At 57.9% G+C, this 19,395-nt stretch carries 18 protein-coding genes and 1 tRNA gene; 7 read left to right on the forward strand and 12 right to left on the reverse strand.

Annotation, left to right across the window (positions count from 1 at the left end):
* Positions 1-41: 41 nt before the first annotated feature.
* Genes AC2FJF_RS10795 through AC2FJF_RS10810 form a run of 4 tightly spaced genes read left to right on the forward strand, consistent with a single transcriptional unit; the run spans position 42 to position 3,877 of the window.
* Positions 42-908, forward strand: coding sequence for an FAD binding domain-containing protein (locus AC2FJF_RS10795; protein WP_496725383.1), 867 nt, complete (start codon positions 42-44; stop codon positions 906-908).
* Entirely contained in the window at positions 905-1,384 is a 480-nt protein-coding gene (locus AC2FJF_RS10800) for a (2Fe-2S)-binding protein (protein WP_496725385.1), read from the forward strand. Before AC2FJF_RS10795 ends, AC2FJF_RS10800 begins: the two co-directional genes overlap by 4 nt.
* Positions 1,384-3,639, forward strand: coding sequence for a xanthine dehydrogenase family protein molybdopterin-binding subunit (locus tag AC2FJF_RS10805; protein ID WP_496725386.1), 2,256 nt, complete (start codon positions 1,384-1,386; stop codon positions 3,637-3,639). Before AC2FJF_RS10800 ends, AC2FJF_RS10805 begins: the two co-directional genes overlap by 1 nt.
* Positions 3,632-3,877, forward strand: a complete 246-nt coding sequence (locus AC2FJF_RS10810) for a MoaD/ThiS family protein (protein ID WP_496725387.1) — start codon at positions 3,632-3,634, stop codon at positions 3,875-3,877. The genes AC2FJF_RS10805 and AC2FJF_RS10810 overlap by 8 nt, the downstream gene beginning before the upstream one ends.
* Here the strand turns inward: AC2FJF_RS10810 and AC2FJF_RS10815 are convergent.
* Positions 3,874-4,581, reverse strand: a complete 708-nt coding sequence (locus tag AC2FJF_RS10815; protein WP_496725389.1) for a lysophospholipid acyltransferase family protein — start codon at positions 4,579-4,581, stop codon at positions 3,874-3,876. The two genes, AC2FJF_RS10810 and AC2FJF_RS10815, sit on opposite strands and share 4 nt — an antisense overlap.
* A 143-nt stretch (positions 4,582-4,724) precedes the next feature.
* Between AC2FJF_RS10815 and AC2FJF_RS10820 the strand changes: the two genes are divergently transcribed.
* Both AC2FJF_RS10820 and lptF read left to right on the forward strand, forming a co-directional pair.
* Positions 4,725-4,800, forward strand: a tRNA-Trp gene (locus tag AC2FJF_RS10820).
* An 807-nt stretch (positions 4,801-5,607) separates the two neighbouring features.
* On the forward strand, positions 5,608-6,747 hold the full coding sequence (gene lptF / locus AC2FJF_RS10825; RefSeq protein ID WP_496725391.1) for an LPS export ABC transporter permease LptF: 1,140 nt from the start codon (positions 5,608-5,610) through the stop codon (positions 6,745-6,747).
* Here the strand turns inward: lptF and AC2FJF_RS10830 are convergent.
* Positions 6,744-7,574: a LysR family transcriptional regulator gene (locus AC2FJF_RS10830; protein WP_496725393.1), complete on the reverse strand. Its 831-nt coding sequence runs from the start codon at positions 7,572-7,574 to the stop codon at positions 6,744-6,746. The two genes, lptF and AC2FJF_RS10830, sit on opposite strands and share 4 nt — an antisense overlap.
* 100 nt (positions 7,575-7,674) lie before the next feature.
* On the opposite strand from AC2FJF_RS10830, the gene AC2FJF_RS10835 reads away from it, so the two are divergent.
* Positions 7,675-8,265, forward strand: a complete 591-nt coding sequence (locus tag AC2FJF_RS10835) for an HD domain-containing protein (protein WP_058278402.1) — start codon at positions 7,675-7,677, stop codon at positions 8,263-8,265.
* On the opposite strand, the gene speB is transcribed toward AC2FJF_RS10835, so the two are convergent.
* From speB to AC2FJF_RS10885, 10 genes are all read right to left on the reverse strand, one after another.
* Positions 8,262-9,104, reverse strand: coding sequence for an agmatinase (speB, locus tag AC2FJF_RS10840; RefSeq protein WP_496725395.1), 843 nt, complete (start codon positions 9,102-9,104; stop codon positions 8,262-8,264). The genes AC2FJF_RS10835 and speB overlap by 4 nt on opposite strands.
* Positions 9,101-10,270: a carboxynorspermidine decarboxylase gene (nspC, locus tag AC2FJF_RS10845; RefSeq protein WP_496725397.1), complete on the reverse strand. Its 1,170-nt coding sequence runs from the start codon at positions 10,268-10,270 to the stop codon at positions 9,101-9,103. Before nspC ends, speB begins: the two co-directional genes overlap by 4 nt.
* Positions 10,271-10,345: 75 nt before the next feature.
* Complete coding sequence (locus tag AC2FJF_RS10850; RefSeq protein WP_496725399.1) at positions 10,346-11,569, reverse strand: saccharopine dehydrogenase family protein; 1,224 nt, start codon at positions 11,567-11,569, stop codon at positions 10,346-10,348.
* Between the two features lie 22 nt (positions 11,570-11,591).
* Entirely contained in the window at positions 11,592-13,481 is a 1,890-nt protein-coding gene (speA, locus tag AC2FJF_RS10855; protein WP_496725401.1) for a biosynthetic arginine decarboxylase, read from the reverse strand.
* Between the two features lie 101 nt (positions 13,482-13,582).
* Entirely contained in the window at positions 13,583-14,668 is a 1,086-nt protein-coding gene (locus AC2FJF_RS10860) for a DUF1513 domain-containing protein (protein ID WP_496725403.1), read from the reverse strand.
* 3 nt (positions 14,669-14,671) lie between these two features.
* The gene (locus AC2FJF_RS10865) at positions 14,672-15,682 is read right to left on the reverse strand and encodes an imelysin family protein (protein ID WP_496725405.1); all 1,011 of its coding nucleotides are present in this window, start codon (positions 15,680-15,682) and stop codon (positions 14,672-14,674) included.
* 3 nt (positions 15,683-15,685) lie between these two features.
* A complete protein-coding gene (locus tag AC2FJF_RS10870; protein WP_496725406.1) occupies positions 15,686-17,233 on the reverse strand; it encodes a di-heme oxidoreductase family protein in 1,548 nt (515 codons plus the stop codon).
* A complete protein-coding gene (gene bfr / locus AC2FJF_RS10875; RefSeq protein WP_496725408.1) occupies positions 17,193-17,678 on the reverse strand; it encodes a bacterioferritin in 486 nt (161 codons plus the stop codon). Before bfr ends, AC2FJF_RS10870 begins: the two co-directional genes overlap by 41 nt.
* Positions 17,626-17,919: a (2Fe-2S)-binding protein gene (locus AC2FJF_RS10880; RefSeq protein ID WP_496725410.1), complete on the reverse strand. Its 294-nt coding sequence runs from the start codon at positions 17,917-17,919 to the stop codon at positions 17,626-17,628. Before AC2FJF_RS10880 ends, bfr begins: the two co-directional genes overlap by 53 nt.
* Before the next feature lie 141 nt (positions 17,920-18,060).
* Positions 18,061-19,329 (reverse strand): imelysin family protein, encoded by a 1,269-nt coding sequence (locus AC2FJF_RS10885; RefSeq protein ID WP_496725412.1) that lies wholly within the window; start codon positions 19,327-19,329, stop codon positions 18,061-18,063.
* Positions 19,330-19,395 lie beyond the last annotated feature (66 nt).

Raw genomic sequence — 19,395 nt, forward strand, 5'->3', positions numbered from 1 at the left:
GAACCCCAGTGAATCCTGATCAACAGGTGCGAGGTATTTTCATGGATTATCACAGCCCCGCCAGCTTTGCCGAGGCGTCGGCTCTGGCCGCGAATGCGACGGGCATTACCCGATTTCTTGCAGGAGGCACCGATGTACTGGTGCAGCTGCGCTCGGAACTGGTGACACCCGACACGCTGATCGACATCAAAAAGATTGATGGCGTGAGCGACATCAACAGCAATGCCGATGGCAGCTGGACGCTGGGAGTCGCTGCCACCGGTGCAGAAATGAGCGAGCACCCCGAACTGGGCCGGGATTGGCCCGGTGTGGTCGAGGCGATGGACCTGATCGGATCAACCCAAGTGCAGGGGCGCGCAACGCTGACCGGGAACCTGTGTAATGGCTCTCCTGCGGCGGATTCCGTGCCTGCCATGGTCGCCGCCGGAGTTACCGTTACCGTGACAGGCCCGGGTGGCGATCGCGAAGTTGCTGTCGAAGATATCCCGACCGGCCCTGGCAAGACATCGCTGGCCAAGGGTGAGCTGGTCTCGGCCGTGCACATTCCCGCACGGGGTGAGGATGGCGGCGACGCCTATCTGCGGTTCATACCACGCACCGAGATGGATATTGCTGTTGTCGGCGTAGGGGTGAACCTGCGTTTGGACGGCGACACTGTTACCGAAGCCCGCGTGTCGCTGGGTGCTGTCGCCCCGACCGTTCTACTGGTTGAAGACTGCGCGAAGGCCATCATCGGCAGTACGTTGAACGATGCCGCGCTTGATGCGCTGGCTGCTGCGGCATCCGCTGCATGCAACCCGATTGACGACAAGCGCGGCACCATCGCGTTCCGCACCGAGGTCGCTGGCGTTCTTGCCAAGCGCGCCGCGAAAATCGCCTATGCCCGTGCGAAGGGAGAACAAGCATGAGCAAGTTCCACGTATCTACCACTGTAAATGGCGACACTGTCGAATACCTGTGCGATCCGCGGGAGACCCTGCTGGACTGTTTGCGCGACAAACTGAACCTGACCGGCGCGAAAGAGGGCTGCGGGACCGGTGACTGCGGTGCGTGCTCGGTCTCAGTTGATGGCCGGCTGGTCTGCTCATGCCTGATGCTGGGGGTTGAAGCAGATGGTAAGACTATCGAGACCGTCGAAGGCATCGCGGATGGTGACGATCTGCACCCGCTGCAGCAGAAGTTCATCGAACATGCAGCGCTGCAGTGCGGTATCTGCACTCCGGGTATTCTGGTCGCGGCCAAGTCTCTGTTGGAAAAGAACCCCAACCCGACCGAAGAAGAAACCCGGTACTGGCTGGCGGGCAACCTTTGCCGCTGCACCGGTTATGACAAAATCATTCGCGCCGTCATGGAAACGGCAGAAGAACTGCGGGAGGCTTCGTAATGGCACTCGACGATCGCAAATCTGAATTCACTTTTGTTGGCACCCGCCCGAACCGCCCTGATGGGTTGGACAAGGTCACGGGCCGCGCCAAGTTCGGGGCCGATATGTCGGCACCTGGTATGATGCACGGCGCAATCCTACGCTCGCCCCATGCCCATGCGCGGATCGTGAAAATCGACACCTCGAAGGCCGAGGCGCATAAGGACGTTAAAGCCGTCGTGACCCGCGCGGATTTTGCAGACGTCCCGTTCAAACCGGGACTGGAGGGCGAATTCTGGAATGTTCTGGAAAACGTCATGGCAGGCGAAAAGGCTCTGTATGACGGCCACGCTGTAGCAGCCATTGCGGCCACTTCGGCACTGGCAGCGCGCGATGCGCTCAAGCTGATCGAGGTCGAATACGAGGTGTTGCCCCACGTCACCGATGTGGACAAGGCGATGGCCTCTGATGCGCCTGTCATTCGCGAAGGTGCCGCAGACTATTCGGTTCCGGAAGGCATGCACCCGAACGTCGTTCGCTACCATGAAAGTGGGCACGGTGATGTCGAAGCCGGTTTTGCTGAGGCCGATCTGGTCATCGAAGACAGCTTTGTCACTGAGGCGACCCATCAGGGTTACATCGAACCGCATGCCTGTTTGGGTATGTTGGGTAACGATGGCAAGGGTGAGCTGTGGTGCACGACCCAAGGCCACTGGATCGCGCAGAAAACCTGTGCAGCGCTGCTGGGTATCGAAACCTCGCAACTGCGCGTCACGGCATCCGAGATTGGTGGTGGCTTCGGCGGTAAGACGACCGTCTTTATCGAACCCGTTGCCCTGGCGCTGAGCCGCAAGGCCAACCGTCCGGTCAAGCTCGTGATGACCCGGTCCGAGGTGTTCCGGGCCACTGGACCGACTTCCTCGGCGTCGATGGACATCAAGATTGGGATGAAGAAGGACGGCACGATTTCCGCAGCCCAAGGCGTATTCCGCCTACAAGGCGGTGCATTTCCGGGCGCGCCCGGCGATATGACCGCCATGTGCGCCTTTGCGCCCTACAACCTGACCAATGTCAAGCAGATTGGCTATGACGTGATGGCCAACCGGCCGAAACAGGCTGCCTATCGTGCACCCGGTGCGCCGATGGGGGCTTTTGCGGTTGAGTCGGTGATTGACGAGCTGTGTAAGAAGCTGGGCCTCGACCCGGTTGATGTGCGCCTGAAAAACGCGGCACACGAGGGCACCAAAGCCAGCTATGGCCCGCGCTATGAGCGCATCGGTCTGGTTGAGACGCTGGAAGCCGCAAAGGCGCATCCGCATTACTCAGCCCCGCTGAAGCCAGGGCAGGGGCGCGGCATCTCTTGCGGGTTCTGGTTTAACCACGGTGGTGAAACTTCGGTCTCGCTATCTCTGTCCGAGGACGGTTCGGCCCAGTTGATGGTCGGTACGCCGGACATCGGCGGCTCGCGCGCTTCAATGGCGCTGATGGCGGCTGAGGTGCTGGGCATTCCCTACGAAAACATCCGGGTGACCATCGCCGATACAGCGACGCTTGGGTACAACGACGTCAGCCACGGCTCTCGCGTGACGTACGCCTCCGGTCTGGCGACCATCAAAGCAGCCAAACACGCAGTCGAAAAACTGTGCGAACGTGCGGCGGCCAGCTGGGGAATTCCGACGGACGCAGTCAAATGGGAAAACGGCTGTGCGGTGCCCTCGGGCCCCAATGCCGGTGATTTCGATCCGCGGCCGTTGGCCGATATCACGGCGCATATGGGTTCGACCGGCGGTCCGATCTCAGGCCACTTTGAGGCGACCCCGGAAGGCGCAGGCGTGTCGTTTGGCACTCATATCGTTGATGCCGAGGTTGATCCGGAAACCGGCAAGACCTCGATCACCCGCTACACGGTCATCCAGGATGCCGGGAAGGCGATCCACCCGACCTATGTGGAAGGGCAGTATCAGGGCGGTGCCGCGCAAGGCATCGGCTGGGCGCTGAACGAAGAGTATATCTACGGCGATGACGGTCGCCTGCAGAACTCGATCTTCCTCGACTACCGGATTCCTGTCGCCAGTGACCTGCCAATGATCGACACCGTGATTGTCGAAGTACCCAACCCCGGTCATCCCTTCGGTGTACGAGGCGTCGGCGAGACCGGCATCGTGCCGCCTCTGGCCGCCATTGCCAACGCCGTGTCCCATGCGGCTGGCGTGCGCATGCGTCAGTTACCGATGTCACCGCCGCGCATTCTGGCCGCGCTCAAGGACGATGGTTGAGGTTCATCTCTGGTCCGGCCTCCGGTCATTGACCGGGGGCCAGCAGGTCGTCGAGGTTGAAGCCAAGACGACCGGAGAACTGTTACGCGCATTGGTGCTGGCCCATCCACAGCTTCAAGGTCCTATTGATGCCGGGGTGTCTATCGCAATTGATGGCCGCGTTATCGCCACAGGGTTGACCGAGCCAATCCCTGAAGGCAGCGAAGTTTACCTGATGCAGCGGTTAAGGGGCGGTTAGGCCTCTGGCGACCACGGTTCGCGCCCGACCATGCGGTCGGCCTCGGCAGTGATATCGTTCATATGCTGCTCAAGGCTTTGGCGCAGCTCTTCGATTTGCTCTTCTGATGCTTTGCGCGGCACGGTCTCAGTCCACTCGCGGCATAGAAAGACTCCCGTGTTCCGCCAGGGGCGGGGCATCAGCAGACGATCCCATGTACCCGCTTCGCTGCCATATTGTGCAGAAAAGGTGATCCCGAAGATTCGTTTGCCAGACGTGCGCGCCCAAACCAATGGCACCGTGGAAAGCACACGCTCGGGTCCACGTGGCCCGTCAGCTGCGATGCCGATGGAAACCCCTTGTTTTATCTTGCCGATCACTTCTCGCGAAACGGCGACGTTGCTCTTGTGTTTGCTGGCCATGGCGATGGTGTCCATGCCGAATAGTTTCTGCACCCGACCTACCATGCTGCCGGCCCGCGCAGACGAAGTGATTGAACAGATGCGCCCTTTGTCCAGCGGGAAGAAATACGGCGACTGCGCCAGCCTTTGGTGCCACAGCACCACGATCACCGGCTCACCTTGTTCGGCCAGTTGGTCCAGTTCTTCGTATCCGATGCGCTTCCATTTGGTGTTGCGATTGACCATCCGGATATAACTTGCGATGCGGCGCGCGGCCCAGTTCAAAACGGCTTCGCTGTCGGCGATCTTTTTGCGGATACTCACGGATTGGGTCCCTCGTACTGACCAAACCGTGTCTTATAGAACTAAACGCTGCACGCAACTTGTTTGTCGGATGCATTAGTCGCGCGGAATCTAAAAAAGCCTCTTGAGTCCGCTGCGCGGCTGGCATATTTGAAGCGCACCTTAGGGGTATAGCTCAGTTGGTAGAGCGACGGTCTCCAAAACCGTAGGTCGCGGGTTCGAACCCTGCTGCCCCTGCCATTTCCTCATTGATCTGCGGCCGTTTCATCGTAAAGAACGAAACCCAAGCTAGGTATCCTGCAATTATTTGGGGTGTAATCTGAGGCTGCAGGGACCCGGTCACAAGACGCGATTCTTAACTTTTCGAACAACGCAACTGCCAGGCATTGATTGCTAGAAAAATATGAACTCGTCGACCGAGAGCATACTGACCAATCGACCGTTGTTTGAGCCCTGGTCCGAGGGCGACTTTGTGATGATGTCTTCGAAGTTCGGCCCGTACAGTCTCATAAGCCGAGCTCGCTCCATTTCGCAAAGCAAATAGAACAGCCCTCCGCGTTTGCCCTTTAGGGACTCTGGCACGGTGAGCGCTGCGACGCTCTTAGAATATTTTGACTGCTGCTCTATCTTGGCCACCGGCATTCGCCTTTTTTGCGACCGTATCAACTGAAAGGAAATATGGCAAATATGTGGCGTAGAAAACTTTGCCGGTGTTGCATACGGGAATTTTGAGACCCGGGGGGGTTCTAAAGGCGGCTGAATCTGACCGATCCATTTTCTACAACCAACCGGCTTTACGCCGCATGCGAATGTACGAGTCTTCAAAAGACGCCCATTTCGGTGATGAAGTCTGCGTGGGCCATCATATTCTTCTCCATCGCGTGCTCGGTTGTTCATTCCACTCAGATTGGCGGCTGTGTTGAACCTGGGGTTTAGATGGGGTTAACATTGGTTTAGCCAGGTGCCGCGCAATTCGATCAATCCGGTTTCCTGCGCCTTTGGAATGGCCTATGGTCCTGCCCACAACAGACAGGCGGAAGAGGGTTCATGTCGCGTTTTGATGGTTACTTCCTGCGGCAGCTGCTGATTCTGTTCGGCTTTTTTACCCTGGTTCTGGTGGGTGTGTTCTGGATTACCCGTTCCGTCAGCCTATTTGACCGGGTGATCAGCGGCGGCCAACCCGCGATGGTGTTTCTGGAATTCACCGCACTGACGTTGCCGACCCTTATCCGCACCGTGATGCCAATGGCGGTTTTTGCCGCCGCTGTCTATGCCACCAACCGCCTGAGCCGCGAAAGCGAGATGACGGTGATGCTGGCCACAGGGACCAGCCCTTGGAGATTGGCGCGCCCAGTGTTCGTATTCGGCATCCTGACCGGTCTGATGATGGCCGCGATCAGTGTCTTTCTGCGCCCTGCATCGGTGGAGCAGCTAGAGCAGCGCCAGGCCGAGGTTGCCGGAGACGTCACTGCCCAGCTTTTAAATGAGGGTGAATTTCTGCACCCCGCGCAAGGCGTTACGGTCTACATTGGGAAAATTGATTTGGATGGCACGCTGTCCGAGGTTTTCGTGTCGGATCGTCGGAATGAAGAGGACCCGGTAAGCTATTCCAGCAAGACGGCTTATCTGGTCAACAATGGCACTGGCATTCATCTGGTGATGGTGGACGGGATCGCATTGCGCCTGAATCCAGAAGGCAGGACGCTGTCTTCGACACTTTTTGCGGATGCCTCTTATGACATCTCGGAACTCACAAATTCAGACACCAACGCCATGCGCAGTCTTGAGGCGATCCCAACGCTCGAGTTGTTGCAGGGCCGGGAAAGTATTCTTGCGACCGAGCAGTTCTCGGAAGGGGAACTGATCGAAGAGCTGCATCAGCGTTTTTCATGGATCGCCATTTGTATCGCGGTGGCGATGGCTGGTTTTTCAACGCTGATGCTGGGCAGTTTTTCGCGCTTTGGGCTGTGGCCACAGATATTCGGAGCTTTCACGATTTTGGTCCTGTTGGAGGGTGTCCGGGGCTTTGTGGCGCCGGTTGTGATCGATGATCCGAACCTGTGGATATTGCTATACCTGCCAGCGATTATCGGCGTCCTTATTTCGTGCGTGTTCCTGTTGATCGCCGGGCGACCATTGCTGCGCACCCGATCGCGGGGGGCGAATGGAACCTTGTCGCAGGCTTAATTCGCCGCGCGCAGTTCAGTCAGGCAGGCCACCACGTAGTCAAACGCCTCGCTATCCCGTCTGGTCACCAAGTAAAGCGGCAACATCAGATCCATCGCTTCGGTAACCGATACCAAAGTGCCGTCGCTCAACTGATCTCGAATTACATATTCGGGAAAGTAACCCGTACCGCCGCGCCGTAAAACATAGCGCAGACCCATCATGCAATTGCCCAAAAAAAGTGTCTGACCTGCCGCTTTGCGCGCTGCTGACCGCACGTGGTCCTGATAGACTTCGCCCAATTCGAGATTGACGAAAACCGGGTCTTTGCCGGCGTCGGGGGTTTCGACCAACAACAAACGTTCAGGCGCCAGTTCGTGATATAGAACGCGCCGATCAGATGGTTTTTCGTGGGTCAGTGCCGCATCCAATACATGCGTCGCCACGGCCTCGACCATGTTGAGGTCATGATCGTAGTTCAGGGTTAGCAACAGCTGGCCATGGCGCTGTTCGTAACGAACGGCCAGATCGACCAGCAATGGATCCCAAACGCTGAGCTGTGCACCAAGGCGCAGGGCAATCCGGTGCGGTGTCTGCCCCGGTAGGTCACGAGAGGCAAAGGACCACAATGACAACATCTGCTCGGCATAGGGTCGAAACTGCCGTCCGAATTCTGTCAGGTTGGTGCCGCCTGCGCCCCGAGTGAACAAGGGCTTTCCGGTTTCCTCTTCGATCAGTTTGATACGGGCGCTGACCGCTGTCTGTGTGATGTTGAGGTGTCGTGCAGCGGCATGGAAGCCACCGGTGTCTGCAACGCACAGAAATGTCTCAAGGGCTTTGATTTGCATGCTGAAAGTATTTTTTGATCGAAGTGATAAAATCAATTCATTTTTTTCAGCTGCTGTCTTCGGATATGCTGGCCATAGCAGATCAGCCAGAGGAAATATCATGCTGGACAAAAGCCACAAACCCACCTGGACCAGTTTTGAGGAGGCGACCAAAGCCGATTGGGACGCCGTCATGGAGTATGAAGAGGCGTTCAACGCCGCCCTTCCAGACCGAATCCTGGACGCGATCCGTTCCCTGGACGAGGCGTGGACGCCATACCCGGTCAATCGTTACCAGCACAGCCTTCAGGCCGCGACGCGTGCCTATGAGGATGGTGCAGATGAAGAACTGGTGGTCGCGGCACTGATCCATGACACCGGAGATATTCTGTCACCGTATAACCACGGTGAGCTGTCGGCAGCGATGATGAAACCTTATGTCAGCGAGAAAACCCACTGGATATTAAAACACCACTGCGTATTCCAAGGCTATTACTACAATCACCACCTGGGAGGCGATCGTAACGCCCGCGACAAGTACCGCGACAGCCCCTATTGGGAGGACTGCCGTTACTTCTGCCATGAATACGATCAGAAGGCGTTTGATCCCGAGTATCCGACCAAACCGCTTGAGTTCTTTGAACCCATGCTGCGCCGCGTCCTGAACAAGGGCGAAGGCCATATGGAACTGAACGAAACGTCCGAGGGTTAACAGGCAGCCATCAGGCGATAAACGATCTGCGCAGCGGTGAAGTCCCAGGCGGCATTGCCGTTCGGGGCCAGTTCCACCACGTCGAAGCCTACGCATTTGCGGCCTTTCAGGGTGTGTTCTACCAGCCGTAGCGCCTGATAATATCCAAGGCCACCGGGCACCGGAGTTCCTGTGGCGGGCATGATCGCAGGGTCCAGCCCGTCGACATCGAAACTGACATAGACCAGCTCGGGAAAATCCTCTGGCAGGTCGACAGCGTGGATATTGCCTGTGACCAGATCTTCTGCATCCACGTGGAAGATGTGGTTTTTCAGGCGGCTCTGTGCCTCTTCAGTCGAAAAGGCACGGACACCGAACTGAGCCAATCGAACGCCTTCTTCGGCCAGCAGGTGCATGACCGAAGCATGGGAGTGTTTTTCCCCCTGATAGGCGTTGCGCAGGTCGGCATGGGCGTCGATCTGAACTATGCCGATGGGTTGACCTAGCGCGCGGGTCACGCCCATGACGGCGCCGTAACTGAGGGAATGCTCTCCGCCCAAAGTCACTGGAACCCTGCCAGCACGAACAGCGGCTTCGGTGCGCTGGGCAAGGCGCTCCATGATCTCGGACAGGGCGGCGTCGCAATCCACTGGTTCTTCTGTGAAAATCCCCTCGACGCATGGCTCGGCATGTCCGGTAATGCGTTCCAGCTCATTGCTGGCCTCGATGATGGCATCAGGGCCTTTGGCCGTGCCCGAGCCGTAAGAGACCGTGCGCTCCAGCGGCACCGGGATCACGCGAAAACGGGCATCTTCGGTGCGCTCAAACGCGGTCAGTTCACTGTCGAGGAAAATGCTCATGAGAGTCTGTCCTTAAAGTCGTCATAGCCGAACTGCTTGATGATCTTCAGCTCGTCCGTTTCGCTATTCCACAGGGCAATGGTGGGCAGCGGTACGCCATTGAATGTGTTGGTCTTGACCATCGAATAGTGGGCCTGATCCAGGAAGGCAAAGCGTTGGCCGAATTCCAGTGGCTGATCCCACGTATAATCCCCGATCACGTCACCGGCCAGACAGGAGGGGCCGCCCAGACGGTAAGTATGGCCTGCTTCGGCCTCATCCATCAGGGCGGGACGATAGGGGGCTTCGATCACGTCAGGCATGTGGCAGGTGGCCGAGATATCGGTGATTGCAAGGTTCATGTTATTGGTTGGCAGGTCGAGGATTTCGCCGACCAAGATACCTGCGTCCAGCGCGACCGCCTCACCGGGTTCGAGATAGACTTCGATGCCGTATGTCTCGCGGATGTCCCTGATGAACGCCACCAGCCCGTCGCGGTCATAGTCGTCGCGCGTGATATGATGGCCGCCTCCAAAGTTCAGCCATTTGAGTTGGCCGAGGAAGGGCTTGAGTCTTGGCAGGACGGCTTCCCAAGTGCGTTGCAATGGCGCGAACCCTTGTTCGCAGAGCGTGTGCATGTGCAGGCCATCAACCCCGGTCAGTTCGTCGGTCGTCAACTGACTGATTGGGGTGCCAAGGCGAGAGCAGGGCGCACAGGGGTCATATTTTGGGATCTCGCCTTCGGAATGCTCCGGGTTGATGCGCAGACCGACCTGAACGCCAGCGTTCCGAGCTTTGGCAAGAAACCGTTCTTTTTGCGCTGGTGAGTTGAATATGATGTGATCGGATAACGACAGAATTTCATCGACGTCCGCGTCCTTGTACCCGGCGCAGAAGGTCGCGACCTCGCCACCATATTCTTCGCGACCCAACCGTGCTTCGAAAATGCCGGACGCGCATGTGCCGCCTAGATGTTGGCGGACAAGTGGGGCGAGCGAGAACATCGAGAATGCCTTGAGCGCGCTCAGCACATGTGCGCCGGATCGGGTTCCAATATCGGCGAGAATGGTCAGGTTCCGCTCGACGGCTTTTTCATCAACCACGAAGCATGGGCTTGGCACGCGGCTCAGGTCAAAGCTGCGAAAGGCTCCGGCGTCTCCGGCCTGTGTGGTCATCATGTCGGACATGTCCGGCAACTCCCAATTGTGGAGAGGTCGGGGGCTCTGCCCCCGGACCCCCGGAGTATTTTGGAAACGATAAAATTAGAACTCGACCGGACCGTCGAGTTCGTGGACCTGCCACGGCAGGCCGTGCTCGTTCAGCATGTCCATGAAGTCATCCGGGTCGAGCTGTTCCATGTTCCACACGCCGGGCTCGGACCAGTTGCCTTTCAGCACCTGCGCCGCACCGATCATGGCGGGGACGCCGGTGGTGTAGCTGACGGCCTGGCTGCCAACTTCTGCATAGCATTCCTCGTGATCGCAGATGTTGTAGATGTAGTAGGTCTTCTCGCCTGAGCCGTCCTTGGCCTGACCCGTGGCGATATCGCCGATGCAGGCTTTGCCCTTGGTTTCGGCACCCAGATCGCCGGGGTCGGGCAGCAGGGTTTTCAGGAACTGGATCGGGATGATTTCCTTGCCGTCATGCATCACCGGGTCGATGCGAGTCATGCCGACATTTTCCAGCACCTTGGCATGGGTGATGTAGGCGTCGCCGAATGTCATCCAGAAGCGGGCACGCTCAATCTCGGGGAAGTGGGTTGTAAGCGACTCCAATTCCTCGTGATACATCTGGTACATGTTTTTTTGGCCGATGGCGGGGAAATCGTATTCGACCTTTGTGGTCATCGCCGGGCTGGTATGCCATGCGCCGTTTTCCCAGTGGCGCACTTCGGCCAGCACTTCGCGCAGGTTGATTTCCGGGTTGAAGTTGGTGGCGAATTCCTGATCGTTCGAACCGCCATTGGCATCCAGAACGTCGATCTGGCGAATGGTGTCCAGCTTGTGTTTCTTCAGCCATTTGGCGAACACGCTGGTTACACCCGGATCGAAGCCCGAGCCGAGGATGGCGGTCAGGCCTGCCTCTTTGAACCGGTCCTGATAAGCCCATTGCCAGTGGTATTCGAACTTGGCCACATCTTCGGGTTCATAGTTCGCAGTGTCGAGATAATGAATGCCCGCCTCAAGACACGCATCCATCAGCACCAGATCCTGATAGGGCAGGGCGAGGTTCACCAGCAGTTCGGCCCCGGTTTCCTTGATCAGCTTGACCGTGTCTTCGACCTTGTAGGCATCAAGTTCGGCGGTGGCGATGTCAACGCCCACGCGATCTTTCACTGCCTTCGCGATGGCATCGCATTTTGATCTCGTGCGGCTGGCCAGAGTGATTTCGGTGAAGATATCCGAATTCATTGCCATCTTGTGCACAGCCGCGTGCGATACGCCGCCTGCGCCGACAACCAGTGTTTTGCCACTCAAAGTTCCCATGGGGGTCATCTCCTCTCTGGAGTTATTCGTAATAGGTGTAGCCGTTGATGGAGTCGCGATAGGCGCTCATCAGGGTTTTGCGGTCCTTGGCCATCAGAGTACCGGTCGAGATCGCCTCGTCCACCATTTTGCGGAACGCGGCGACACAATCGTTGGGGTCGAACTCGACATACGACAGAACCTGGCTGATCGTGTCGCCCTCTTGCTCGTGCAGTAGGTCAAAGCCGCCGTCCGCGCGCAGGTCGATGGTAACGACGTTCGTGTCGCCGAACAGGTTGTGCAAATCGCCCAGCGTTTCCTGATAGGCACCGACAAAGAAAACACCCATAAGGTATTCCCGATCTTCGGGCAGGGAGTGCACAGGCAGGCTGGGCGAGACACCGTCGGCCAGTATGAACCGATCAATCTTGCCATCGCTGTCGCAAGTGATGTCGGACAGTACCGCGCGACGATCAGGCGTTTGGTTCAGGCCCTGCAGGGGCACAATTGGGTGTAGCTGGTCGATCGCCCAGACATCAGGCAGCGACTGGAACAGTGAGAAGTTGCAGTGGTAGATATCGGCCACTTTCTCAAGCTGATCATCCACATCCGTGTCCAGATCGTCGCTTGCGGCCAGCGCCTTGAGACGGGCCATCAGCGACAGGTAGATCCGTTCGGCGCGGGCCATCTGGCGCAGGTCCACATAGCCGCGGCGGAACAGCGCGCGCAGTTCGTTGCGGTAGAAATTCGCGTCGTTCCAGCATTCCTGCAGTCGGTCGCTGCTGAGATAGCCGTTGATCGCCGCAAGATCTGAGACCAGATGGTGATCGTCCGCTTCGACCTCTGGGCCGTTGGGCGCATCGTAAAGCGTGCTTTCCAGCACGTTGAACACCAGCATCGACGATGTTGCCACCACGGCGCGGCCGCTTTCGGTGACCAGTGTAGGGTGATCCACCTCGGCCTCGTCCATGGCATAGGCCACAGTTTCGACCACGTTGGCACAGTATTCCTCGACCGTGTAGTTGATCGAGTTCTCGGCAGCCTTCTTCTCACCCGTATAGTCCACGCCCATACCGCCGCCGAGGTCCAGATGGGTTAGCGGCACGCCTTCGCGTGTCAGTTCAGTGTAATACCGGCAGGCCTCGCCCACTGCGCGGCGCACATCATTGACGTCCTGCACCTGCGAGCCAAGGTGTGAGTGCTGTAGCTTCAGGCAATGCAGCAGGCCCGCCGCCTTCAGCTTGTCCACCGTGGCGACCAACTGATCGGTATTCATGCCAAAGGCTGATCGATCACCCGAGCTTTCTTCCCACTTGCCGCTGATCTGGTTGGTCAGTTTGACCCGCACGCCGATCAGGGGTTCGATGCCCAGCTCGTTGTAGACTTCGATCACCGTGTCAGCCTCTTTCGGGCTTTCCAACACAATGACCGTGTTGAATCCAATCTTGCGGCTGAGGATGGCCAACTGAATGAATTCGGCATCCTTGACGCCATTGCAGACAATCAACGCCTCGGGGGCTAGGCGGTGCGCCAGCGCCACCACCAGTTCGGGTTTGGATCCGGCCTCGAGCCCGTAGTTGTATTTCTTGCCGAACTCGACGATCCGGTCGACCACTTGCGCCTGCTGGTTCACCTTGATCGGGAACACGCCGCGATAGCTGCCCTTGTAACCGGTGCGCGCAATCGCATCGCAAAAGCTCTCGTTAATGTGGACAATCTCGTGTTCCAGATAGGAACTGACGCGCAGGATCATCGGCGCTTTGATGCCGCGTTCATCCAGATCACTGAGAATACCCGGTAGGCTGATTGCTTTAGCCTCGGGTGCCATGGGATTGCGCAGACCGATTTCGCCCTGCTCCGTCACCTCAATGAGATCTTTGCCCCATTTCTCAACTCCGTAGATGGAATGCGGTGCGTCGGGCGTGTGTTTCAATCAAGTCAGTCCTTGTAAGCCGGGGTGCCAGTTTCGCGCCCGCCAATACGGCAGCTATATGATTCTTCCAAGTGTAATCTATGGGGCGGAGTTTTCCGAATTTATGCGGTAGCACGAATTGGGATCAGATGATTGTCCCATTGGCATTCAGACCGGTTGGATATTTGGGCTTTGTTTGTGGACAATTGCCCGATCACACCAGTCCCGGTTGTGAACACAAACCCGTTTGATGCGGTGCCAAGGCCGCAAACATCCTCGTGCAGGAAGACGCCATCAAGCTGTCCATCCGTGACCCGAAAACGGTGCAGGGCATTGCCGCGGGGACAGGTGATAGCGACTGTTTCGCCTGCACCGGAAAAGGCGATGCTGCCCGCATATCCCTGCAACGTACTTTGGTCAGCGTCGGGCGCGCTGAGTAGTAGGGGTTTTTCGCCACGGCGATGCAAACCCAAGAGGGGAGGGTGTTGCGATGAGTCGCCCTGCCATTGCATCGCGAAACCGATCAAACCGTCAGGTCGCACCGCCAGATGGCGGATCGAGTTTTTGTGCAGCTTTTGTGGCAGTTCCACCTGCTCAAGAACCCCGCCATTTTGATCCAGATAGGTCAGGCGCGGTTGCATCACAGGCAGGTTGAGTTTGGTTCTTCCTGTTTCTGGATGGGTTTCGATCCCGCCATTTGCCACAACCAATGTGCGACCATCTGGCATCAGACGCATATCATGGGGACCGACACCGCCCGAAGCGAACTCCCCAATTCGTGTGTAGTCATCCATGTTCCAGACACCAATCACACCCTGACCGGTCTCAAAATCGTTTTCGGTGGTGAACAGCCGCGTTCCATCGGTTGAGAACACGCCATGCCCATAGAAATGGCGGCCTTTCGGGGCTTCTAACACAGCGGTCTGTGTGCCGGTCGCGCAGTCGATGATGATTGCAAATGTTCCCGGACGGCGTGCAAAGGCCACCGCCTGCGCGTGGTGGGGATGCGCCGCCGCCGCGTGCCCGCGCGCGGGCAACGGCAGAGAAAACAGGATGTCGCCGCCCGTATCCAACCCGGCCAGCCGAAAAGTCCCATCCGGGAACAGTGCGGCGGCCAGATAATCCGGTGCGCCGACAGCTGACCATCCACGCAAGGGCGCAAGGCTGGCAGCAGCCAACCCAGCAAGAAAACTTCGTCGGCTCGTCACGGTTCAATCCCCGTCCAATGAGTTGAACCCGGCATTGATGCCCAGCGTGGGGCTAAGCTCGGTCGAGGCAATGGCGCGGATATCGTTGATGGATTGTTGTAGCGCCTCAACGCGGAATCTTCCCTGTGGGGTTGCCACCCCGGCAAATGCCGGATCGTCCAGCGACTGCGCCCGATCGATGGCGGCGGCGAATGCGTCATCCAGATCGGCGGCGATTTCCGGGTGATCTGCCGACAGACGCGCGGCCAGGTCACGCAAAGCGATCAATGACAACTCCACATGGCGCAACGAACGTTCGGAACGCCGCGCCTCGGCGCGTTTGGGGCGGGGACGGTCGAAACTTCCCAATGGGCGACCAAGGCGGGTTTCGGCGGTGAATTCCAGACCGGTCGTCAGGGCCTTGTAAAGCTCTTGCATGGCTTCGTCTTCAGACCGGTACGGACTGTTCTCACCCGGGTTTGCCAATGCGCGTGCGTAGTCCGCCCAATCTGCATCAATTGCCCCGGCATTGCAGTTGATGTCTGCGGTTATGGCCTGCATCAGCACGCAGCGATACTCGGCTCTGCCCAGATCGGTGAAGCGCGGATCGTAGAGCATCAGTTCCAGCGCGAAAAAACCGCGGCCGGCCACGGAGGTTTCCGCAAAGGCATCCGGGGATTGAATGGCTGTATCCTCAGCAGAAATCAGGCTGGACAGTGCTTTAGGGGTGAATCCCTTGGTATCGGGCCAAAACGCTAATGCAAAGGCGCGGTCCTCGACTTCGGATGGGCCAAAGCGCAGATGACTAACCGAAATCCAATCGTCAAACGCGTCGTTGTATGCATTGCGAAGCTGGGTCGAGTTCGGGTCACAATCCGCCTGCGCAGCATCGGCCAAAGCGTTGGTGGATTCTGACAGGGCGGAATAGCCGGGTAGGATATGAGCCTCGATGGCGTCGGACAGGATCGGCCCGCGATCTTGTGCGTTGGCGCCCAGAGGCAATGTCAGGGAAAGAGCAAGTGCTAAGGCGCGCATGGGTCAAAGGCTTTCCAAAAAACGGATAAGGGCATCGCGGTCAGGCTTAGGCATCCCGACGACCGTGTCACGCGCTGTCTGCGCCTCACCGCCGTGCCACAGGATCGCCTCGAGCAACGATTGCGCCCGCCCATCATGCAGAAACTGCGTATGGCCCGATACCTGTTGGGTCAGTCCGATCCCCCAAAGTGGCGGTGTGCGCCATTCACGACCCGTGGCGCGGGCCTCGGGCCGGTTATCGGCAAGCGCTTCGCCCATATCGTGCAGCAGCAGGTCCGAATAGGGCCAGATCAGCTGAAAGCTATGCTCTGGACGGTCTTCCATACGATGCGTCACGAATGAGGGCGTGTGGCACGATGCACACCCGGTGTCGTGGAACACCTGCTTTCCGCGCAACACCTGAGGATCGTCCATATTCCGACGGGCCGGTACACCCAGATTGCGGCTATAGAAGGCGACCAGATCCATGCCAACCTGATCAATTTCAAAGGTCCGGTCGTCGCCATCACCATGCGGCGCGTTCACGCAATCGACCTGCGAAGTGGTGCAATCGCCGTGCGCTGCCGGATAGAGGGGGCTGGAAATACCGATATCACCGGCAAAGGCTGCAGCGGATTGCTCCATGATCGTGGGCATGCCCGCCTTATGACCAAACCGGCCCATCATCGGCGCGCCATATTCAATTGCCCATACGATGTTAGGCCGGCCGGATATTCCGTCGCCATCCTCATCTTCCGGGTCCGCATTCGCCAGCAGGTCTTCTACCGGGATCGCCTCGAGCAAGCCTAGGCCGATCATTTGCGGAGCCACGCGGGGGCTGATCATCGCGTCAGGGTGCAAAGGGCCATAACCCAGATCGGCAGCTTTGTAGGTAGGACGCCGCAAAGTGACGGTTTCCCCATCCGACAAAGTGACGGGAACGTCTTCGTAAGTGATATCAAGCCGGTACTCTGCCGGGTGGCCGGGAAGGGCCAGATCCTGCATTTGCCTGCCGTAATTCGGTTCGGGACGGGTGGCGAAGTAGTCTTCGATCTCTGCGTATCCGTCCTCGGGAGTTCCAGGGATAGACACGCGCAGGAACATCGAAATTGCGTTGTCATCGGGGCCGTTGGGAGTATGCCCACGCCCGTCTTTGATGTGACAGCGTTGACAGGATCGTGCGTTATATAGCGGCCCCAACCCATCTGAGGCCAACGTGGAAGACGGGGAAGACACCCAGATCTTCTTGAACAGGCCGTTGCCGACTTTGAAGTCCAGCTCCTGCTCGAAACTCAGGTTGCCTGAGGGCTGCGAGAACGCATCTGCGTCGATGCGCGCGCGGACAGTTGCGGCCCCACCTGGCAGCTCTTCAAAGCGCTGAGGCGCGCTGAATTCGACAGGCGCGGCGGTAACCCGCGCAATCCTTGCTTGTTCGTCTTCAGTTCTGGGAAGGTAGTTGAGGTGAAGATCCCGCAGCTCTGCCGACAGGGATTGGGTAGCCGCAAGCGCGGCCACCGGCAAAAGGGCAAGCTTACTCGCCTTCGTCCATTTTCGATGCGTTGAGTCGCACATAATTGGCTTCGCCAATCCTTTCGTACAGGTCCAGCTGCGTTTCGAGGAAATCGATATGGCCTTCCTCATCCGCCAGCAATCCTTCAAACAGAGACATAGTGACGTAGTCGCCAGCGCTCTGACAGTATTCGCGCGCTTCCTTGTACAAGGCCCGGGCGTCGACCTCTGCGGCCAGATCACATTCCAACGTCTCTTTTGGGGTCTGGCCGATGCGCAACGGGTCAAGTTGTTGCAAATTCGGGTGACCGCCCAGGAAAATAATTCGCTCGATCAGTTTGTCCGCGTGCTCCATTTCTTCGATGGATTCTTCGCGGCTTTTCTTGGCCATGTGACCGAGGCCCCAATCCTCTTGCAGGCGGTAATGCAGCCAATACTGGCTGACCGCCGTCAGTTCATGCCGCAGAGATTTGTTGAGATATTCTATGACCTTGGGGTCGCCCTTCATCTGCATTGTCCTGTGTTACCTCGCTGCGAAGTGCGCGAAGCTGCATCGGGACCTCCAACTTATCGCTGGAGCGCATCGAGTCTAGAAAAAGCGGCATGCACCCGCCACAATCTGCTGATTTTCCAAGGGCATGGTAGATTTTACCAGTTGTAATGACCGCGTAAGGATCAGACGTGCGCATCCAGTCGATAGCTGCGCGGATATCGTGATCCGAGATGTTTGTGCAGTGGCATACGATCATAGCAATCAGGGCTCTGAGTTGTATTTCTTACTGTATTAGTAAGTTAATTTAGAAACGTCCAGAGGCAACAGATCAAAGGTACCTCACAAGATTTGGAGGCGGTGTGAAACTGCCGCCTCCGTTTGGCGCGAACCTTGTATTTTACTGGAAGACCGCGTCTGGGTTGTCCAGGCTGTCCGAACCTTCGAACACGATCTGGTCAAGTTCCAACGTGGTCACAATGCGCTCGATCGTCTTTGTCTGATCGACCAGGCCGTTAACGCCGCCCATGATCAGCACTTCGCCGCCTTCGTTGCCGCGTTCCAGCATCTGGTCATAGGCAAATCCGGCTTCCGCGGTTGATTTCAGACGTCCCAGAGCCTGCATGGTGTTGGCCAGTTTCACCTTCATCTCCGCGTCCAGAGATGGGTCGCTGGCGATCACCAGATCCGACAGCGATGCGCCTGAAACCGGAGTGCCGTCGATGCGGGTGTAGCTGCCCAGATAGACGTTCTGAACGCCGAGACCATCGTAGTAATGGCTGTTATGTGTGTTGTCCGAGAAGCAATCATGTTCTTCCTCGGGGTCGTTCAGCATCAGGCCAAGGCGCATGCGTTCACCGGCCTGCTCACCATAAGACAGTGAACCCATGCCGGTCAGAATGGCGCTGACGCCTGCGATTTCGTCGGCAGTCAGGACTGCGCGTGCTTCGCCACCTTCGGCCCATTGCGCCGCCATCCATTCCAGATCGCTGACCAGCAGGTCAGTCGCAGCGCTCAGGTATTGTGCACGGCGGTCGCAATTGCTGTTTGTGCAGTCGTCACCCTGAACGTAATCGGTGTACGGACGGTCGCCTGCGCCCGCGCCATGGCCGTTCAGATCCTGGCCCCACAACAGGAACTCGATCGCGTGGTAGCCTGTGGCAACATTCGCTTCGATTCCGTCGGCTTCGTGCAGGGGCTCGCCCAGCAGTTCCGGGGTGATTTCGCTGGCGTCGATGGTTTTGCCTGACAGCTCGAACGTCGGGTTGGCGATGACGTTCAGTGCGGCGAATTCGTTCTCGTCAGTTGGACCACCATAGGCTGCGTCCACATAGTCGATTAGCCCTTCGTCCAGCGGCCATGCGTTTACCTTGCCTTCCCAGTCGTCGACGATCGCGTTGCCAAAACGGTAAACCTCGGTCTGCTGGTACGGAACACGTGCAGCAATCCATGCAGCGCGTGCTGCGTTTAGTGTGGCGTCTGACGGATCAGCGATCAGCGCGTTTACTGCGGCCTGCAGCGACTTTGCCGTGATCAGGCTGTCGTCATATTTGGCTTCGGCGATGTTCGCGTAGGTGGTCAGAACGTCGATCTTCGCGGGGGTTTCGGCAAATGCTGCTGTCGCGATCCCAAGGGTCAATACGCTGGTGGCGGCAAAAAATTTGGTCATGGAGGTGACACTTTCCTGTCAGAAAAAACTCACTAGCGCCGCTTCAGCGACGCGCACGCGCCAAAA

Source organism: Ruegeria sp. CDSB013 (genome assembly GCF_059611165.1).

Coding starts and splice junctions, on each gene's coding strand:
- lptF (WP_496725391.1), top strand. CDS start 5,608: ATGTCGCGTTTTGATGGTTACTTCCTGCGGCAGCTGCTGATTCTGTTC.
- AC2FJF_RS10870 (WP_496725406.1), bottom strand. CDS start 17,233: ATGTGCGACTCAACGCATCGAAAATGGACGAAGGCGAGTAAGCTTGCC.
- AC2FJF_RS10800 (WP_496725385.1), top strand. CDS start 905: ATGAGCAAGTTCCACGTATCTACCACTGTAAATGGCGACACTGTCGAA.
- AC2FJF_RS10810 (WP_496725387.1), top strand. CDS start 3,632: ATGGTTGAGGTTCATCTCTGGTCCGGCCTCCGGTCATTGACCGGGGGC.
- AC2FJF_RS10805 (WP_496725386.1), top strand. CDS start 1,384: ATGGCACTCGACGATCGCAAATCTGAATTCACTTTTGTTGGCACCCGC.
- AC2FJF_RS10865 (WP_496725405.1), bottom strand. CDS start 15,682: ATGCGCGCCTTAGCACTTGCTCTTTCCCTGACATTGCCTCTGGGCGCC.
- AC2FJF_RS10795 (WP_496725383.1), top strand. CDS start 42: ATGGATTATCACAGCCCCGCCAGCTTTGCCGAGGCGTCGGCTCTGGCC.
- bfr (WP_496725408.1), bottom strand. CDS start 17,678: ATGAAGGGCGACCCCAAGGTCATAGAATATCTCAACAAATCTCTGCGG.
- nspC (WP_496725397.1), bottom strand. CDS start 10,270: ATGTCCGACATGATGACCACACAGGCCGGAGACGCCGGAGCCTTTCGC.
- speB (WP_496725395.1), bottom strand. CDS start 9,104: ATGAGCATTTTCCTCGACAGTGAACTGACCGCGTTTGAGCGCACCGAA.
- AC2FJF_RS10850 (WP_496725399.1), bottom strand. CDS start 11,569: ATGGGAACTTTGAGTGGCAAAACACTGGTTGTCGGCGCAGGCGGCGTA.
- AC2FJF_RS10830 (WP_496725393.1), bottom strand. CDS start 7,574: ATGCAAATCAAAGCCCTTGAGACATTTCTGTGCGTTGCAGACACCGGT.
- AC2FJF_RS10835 (WP_058278402.1), top strand. CDS start 7,675: ATGCTGGACAAAAGCCACAAACCCACCTGGACCAGTTTTGAGGAGGCG.
- AC2FJF_RS10880 (WP_496725410.1), bottom strand. CDS start 17,919: ATGATCGTATGCCACTGCACAAACATCTCGGATCACGATATCCGCGCA.
- AC2FJF_RS10885 (WP_496725412.1), bottom strand. CDS start 19,329: ATGACCAAATTTTTTGCCGCCACCAGCGTATTGACCCTTGGGATCGCG.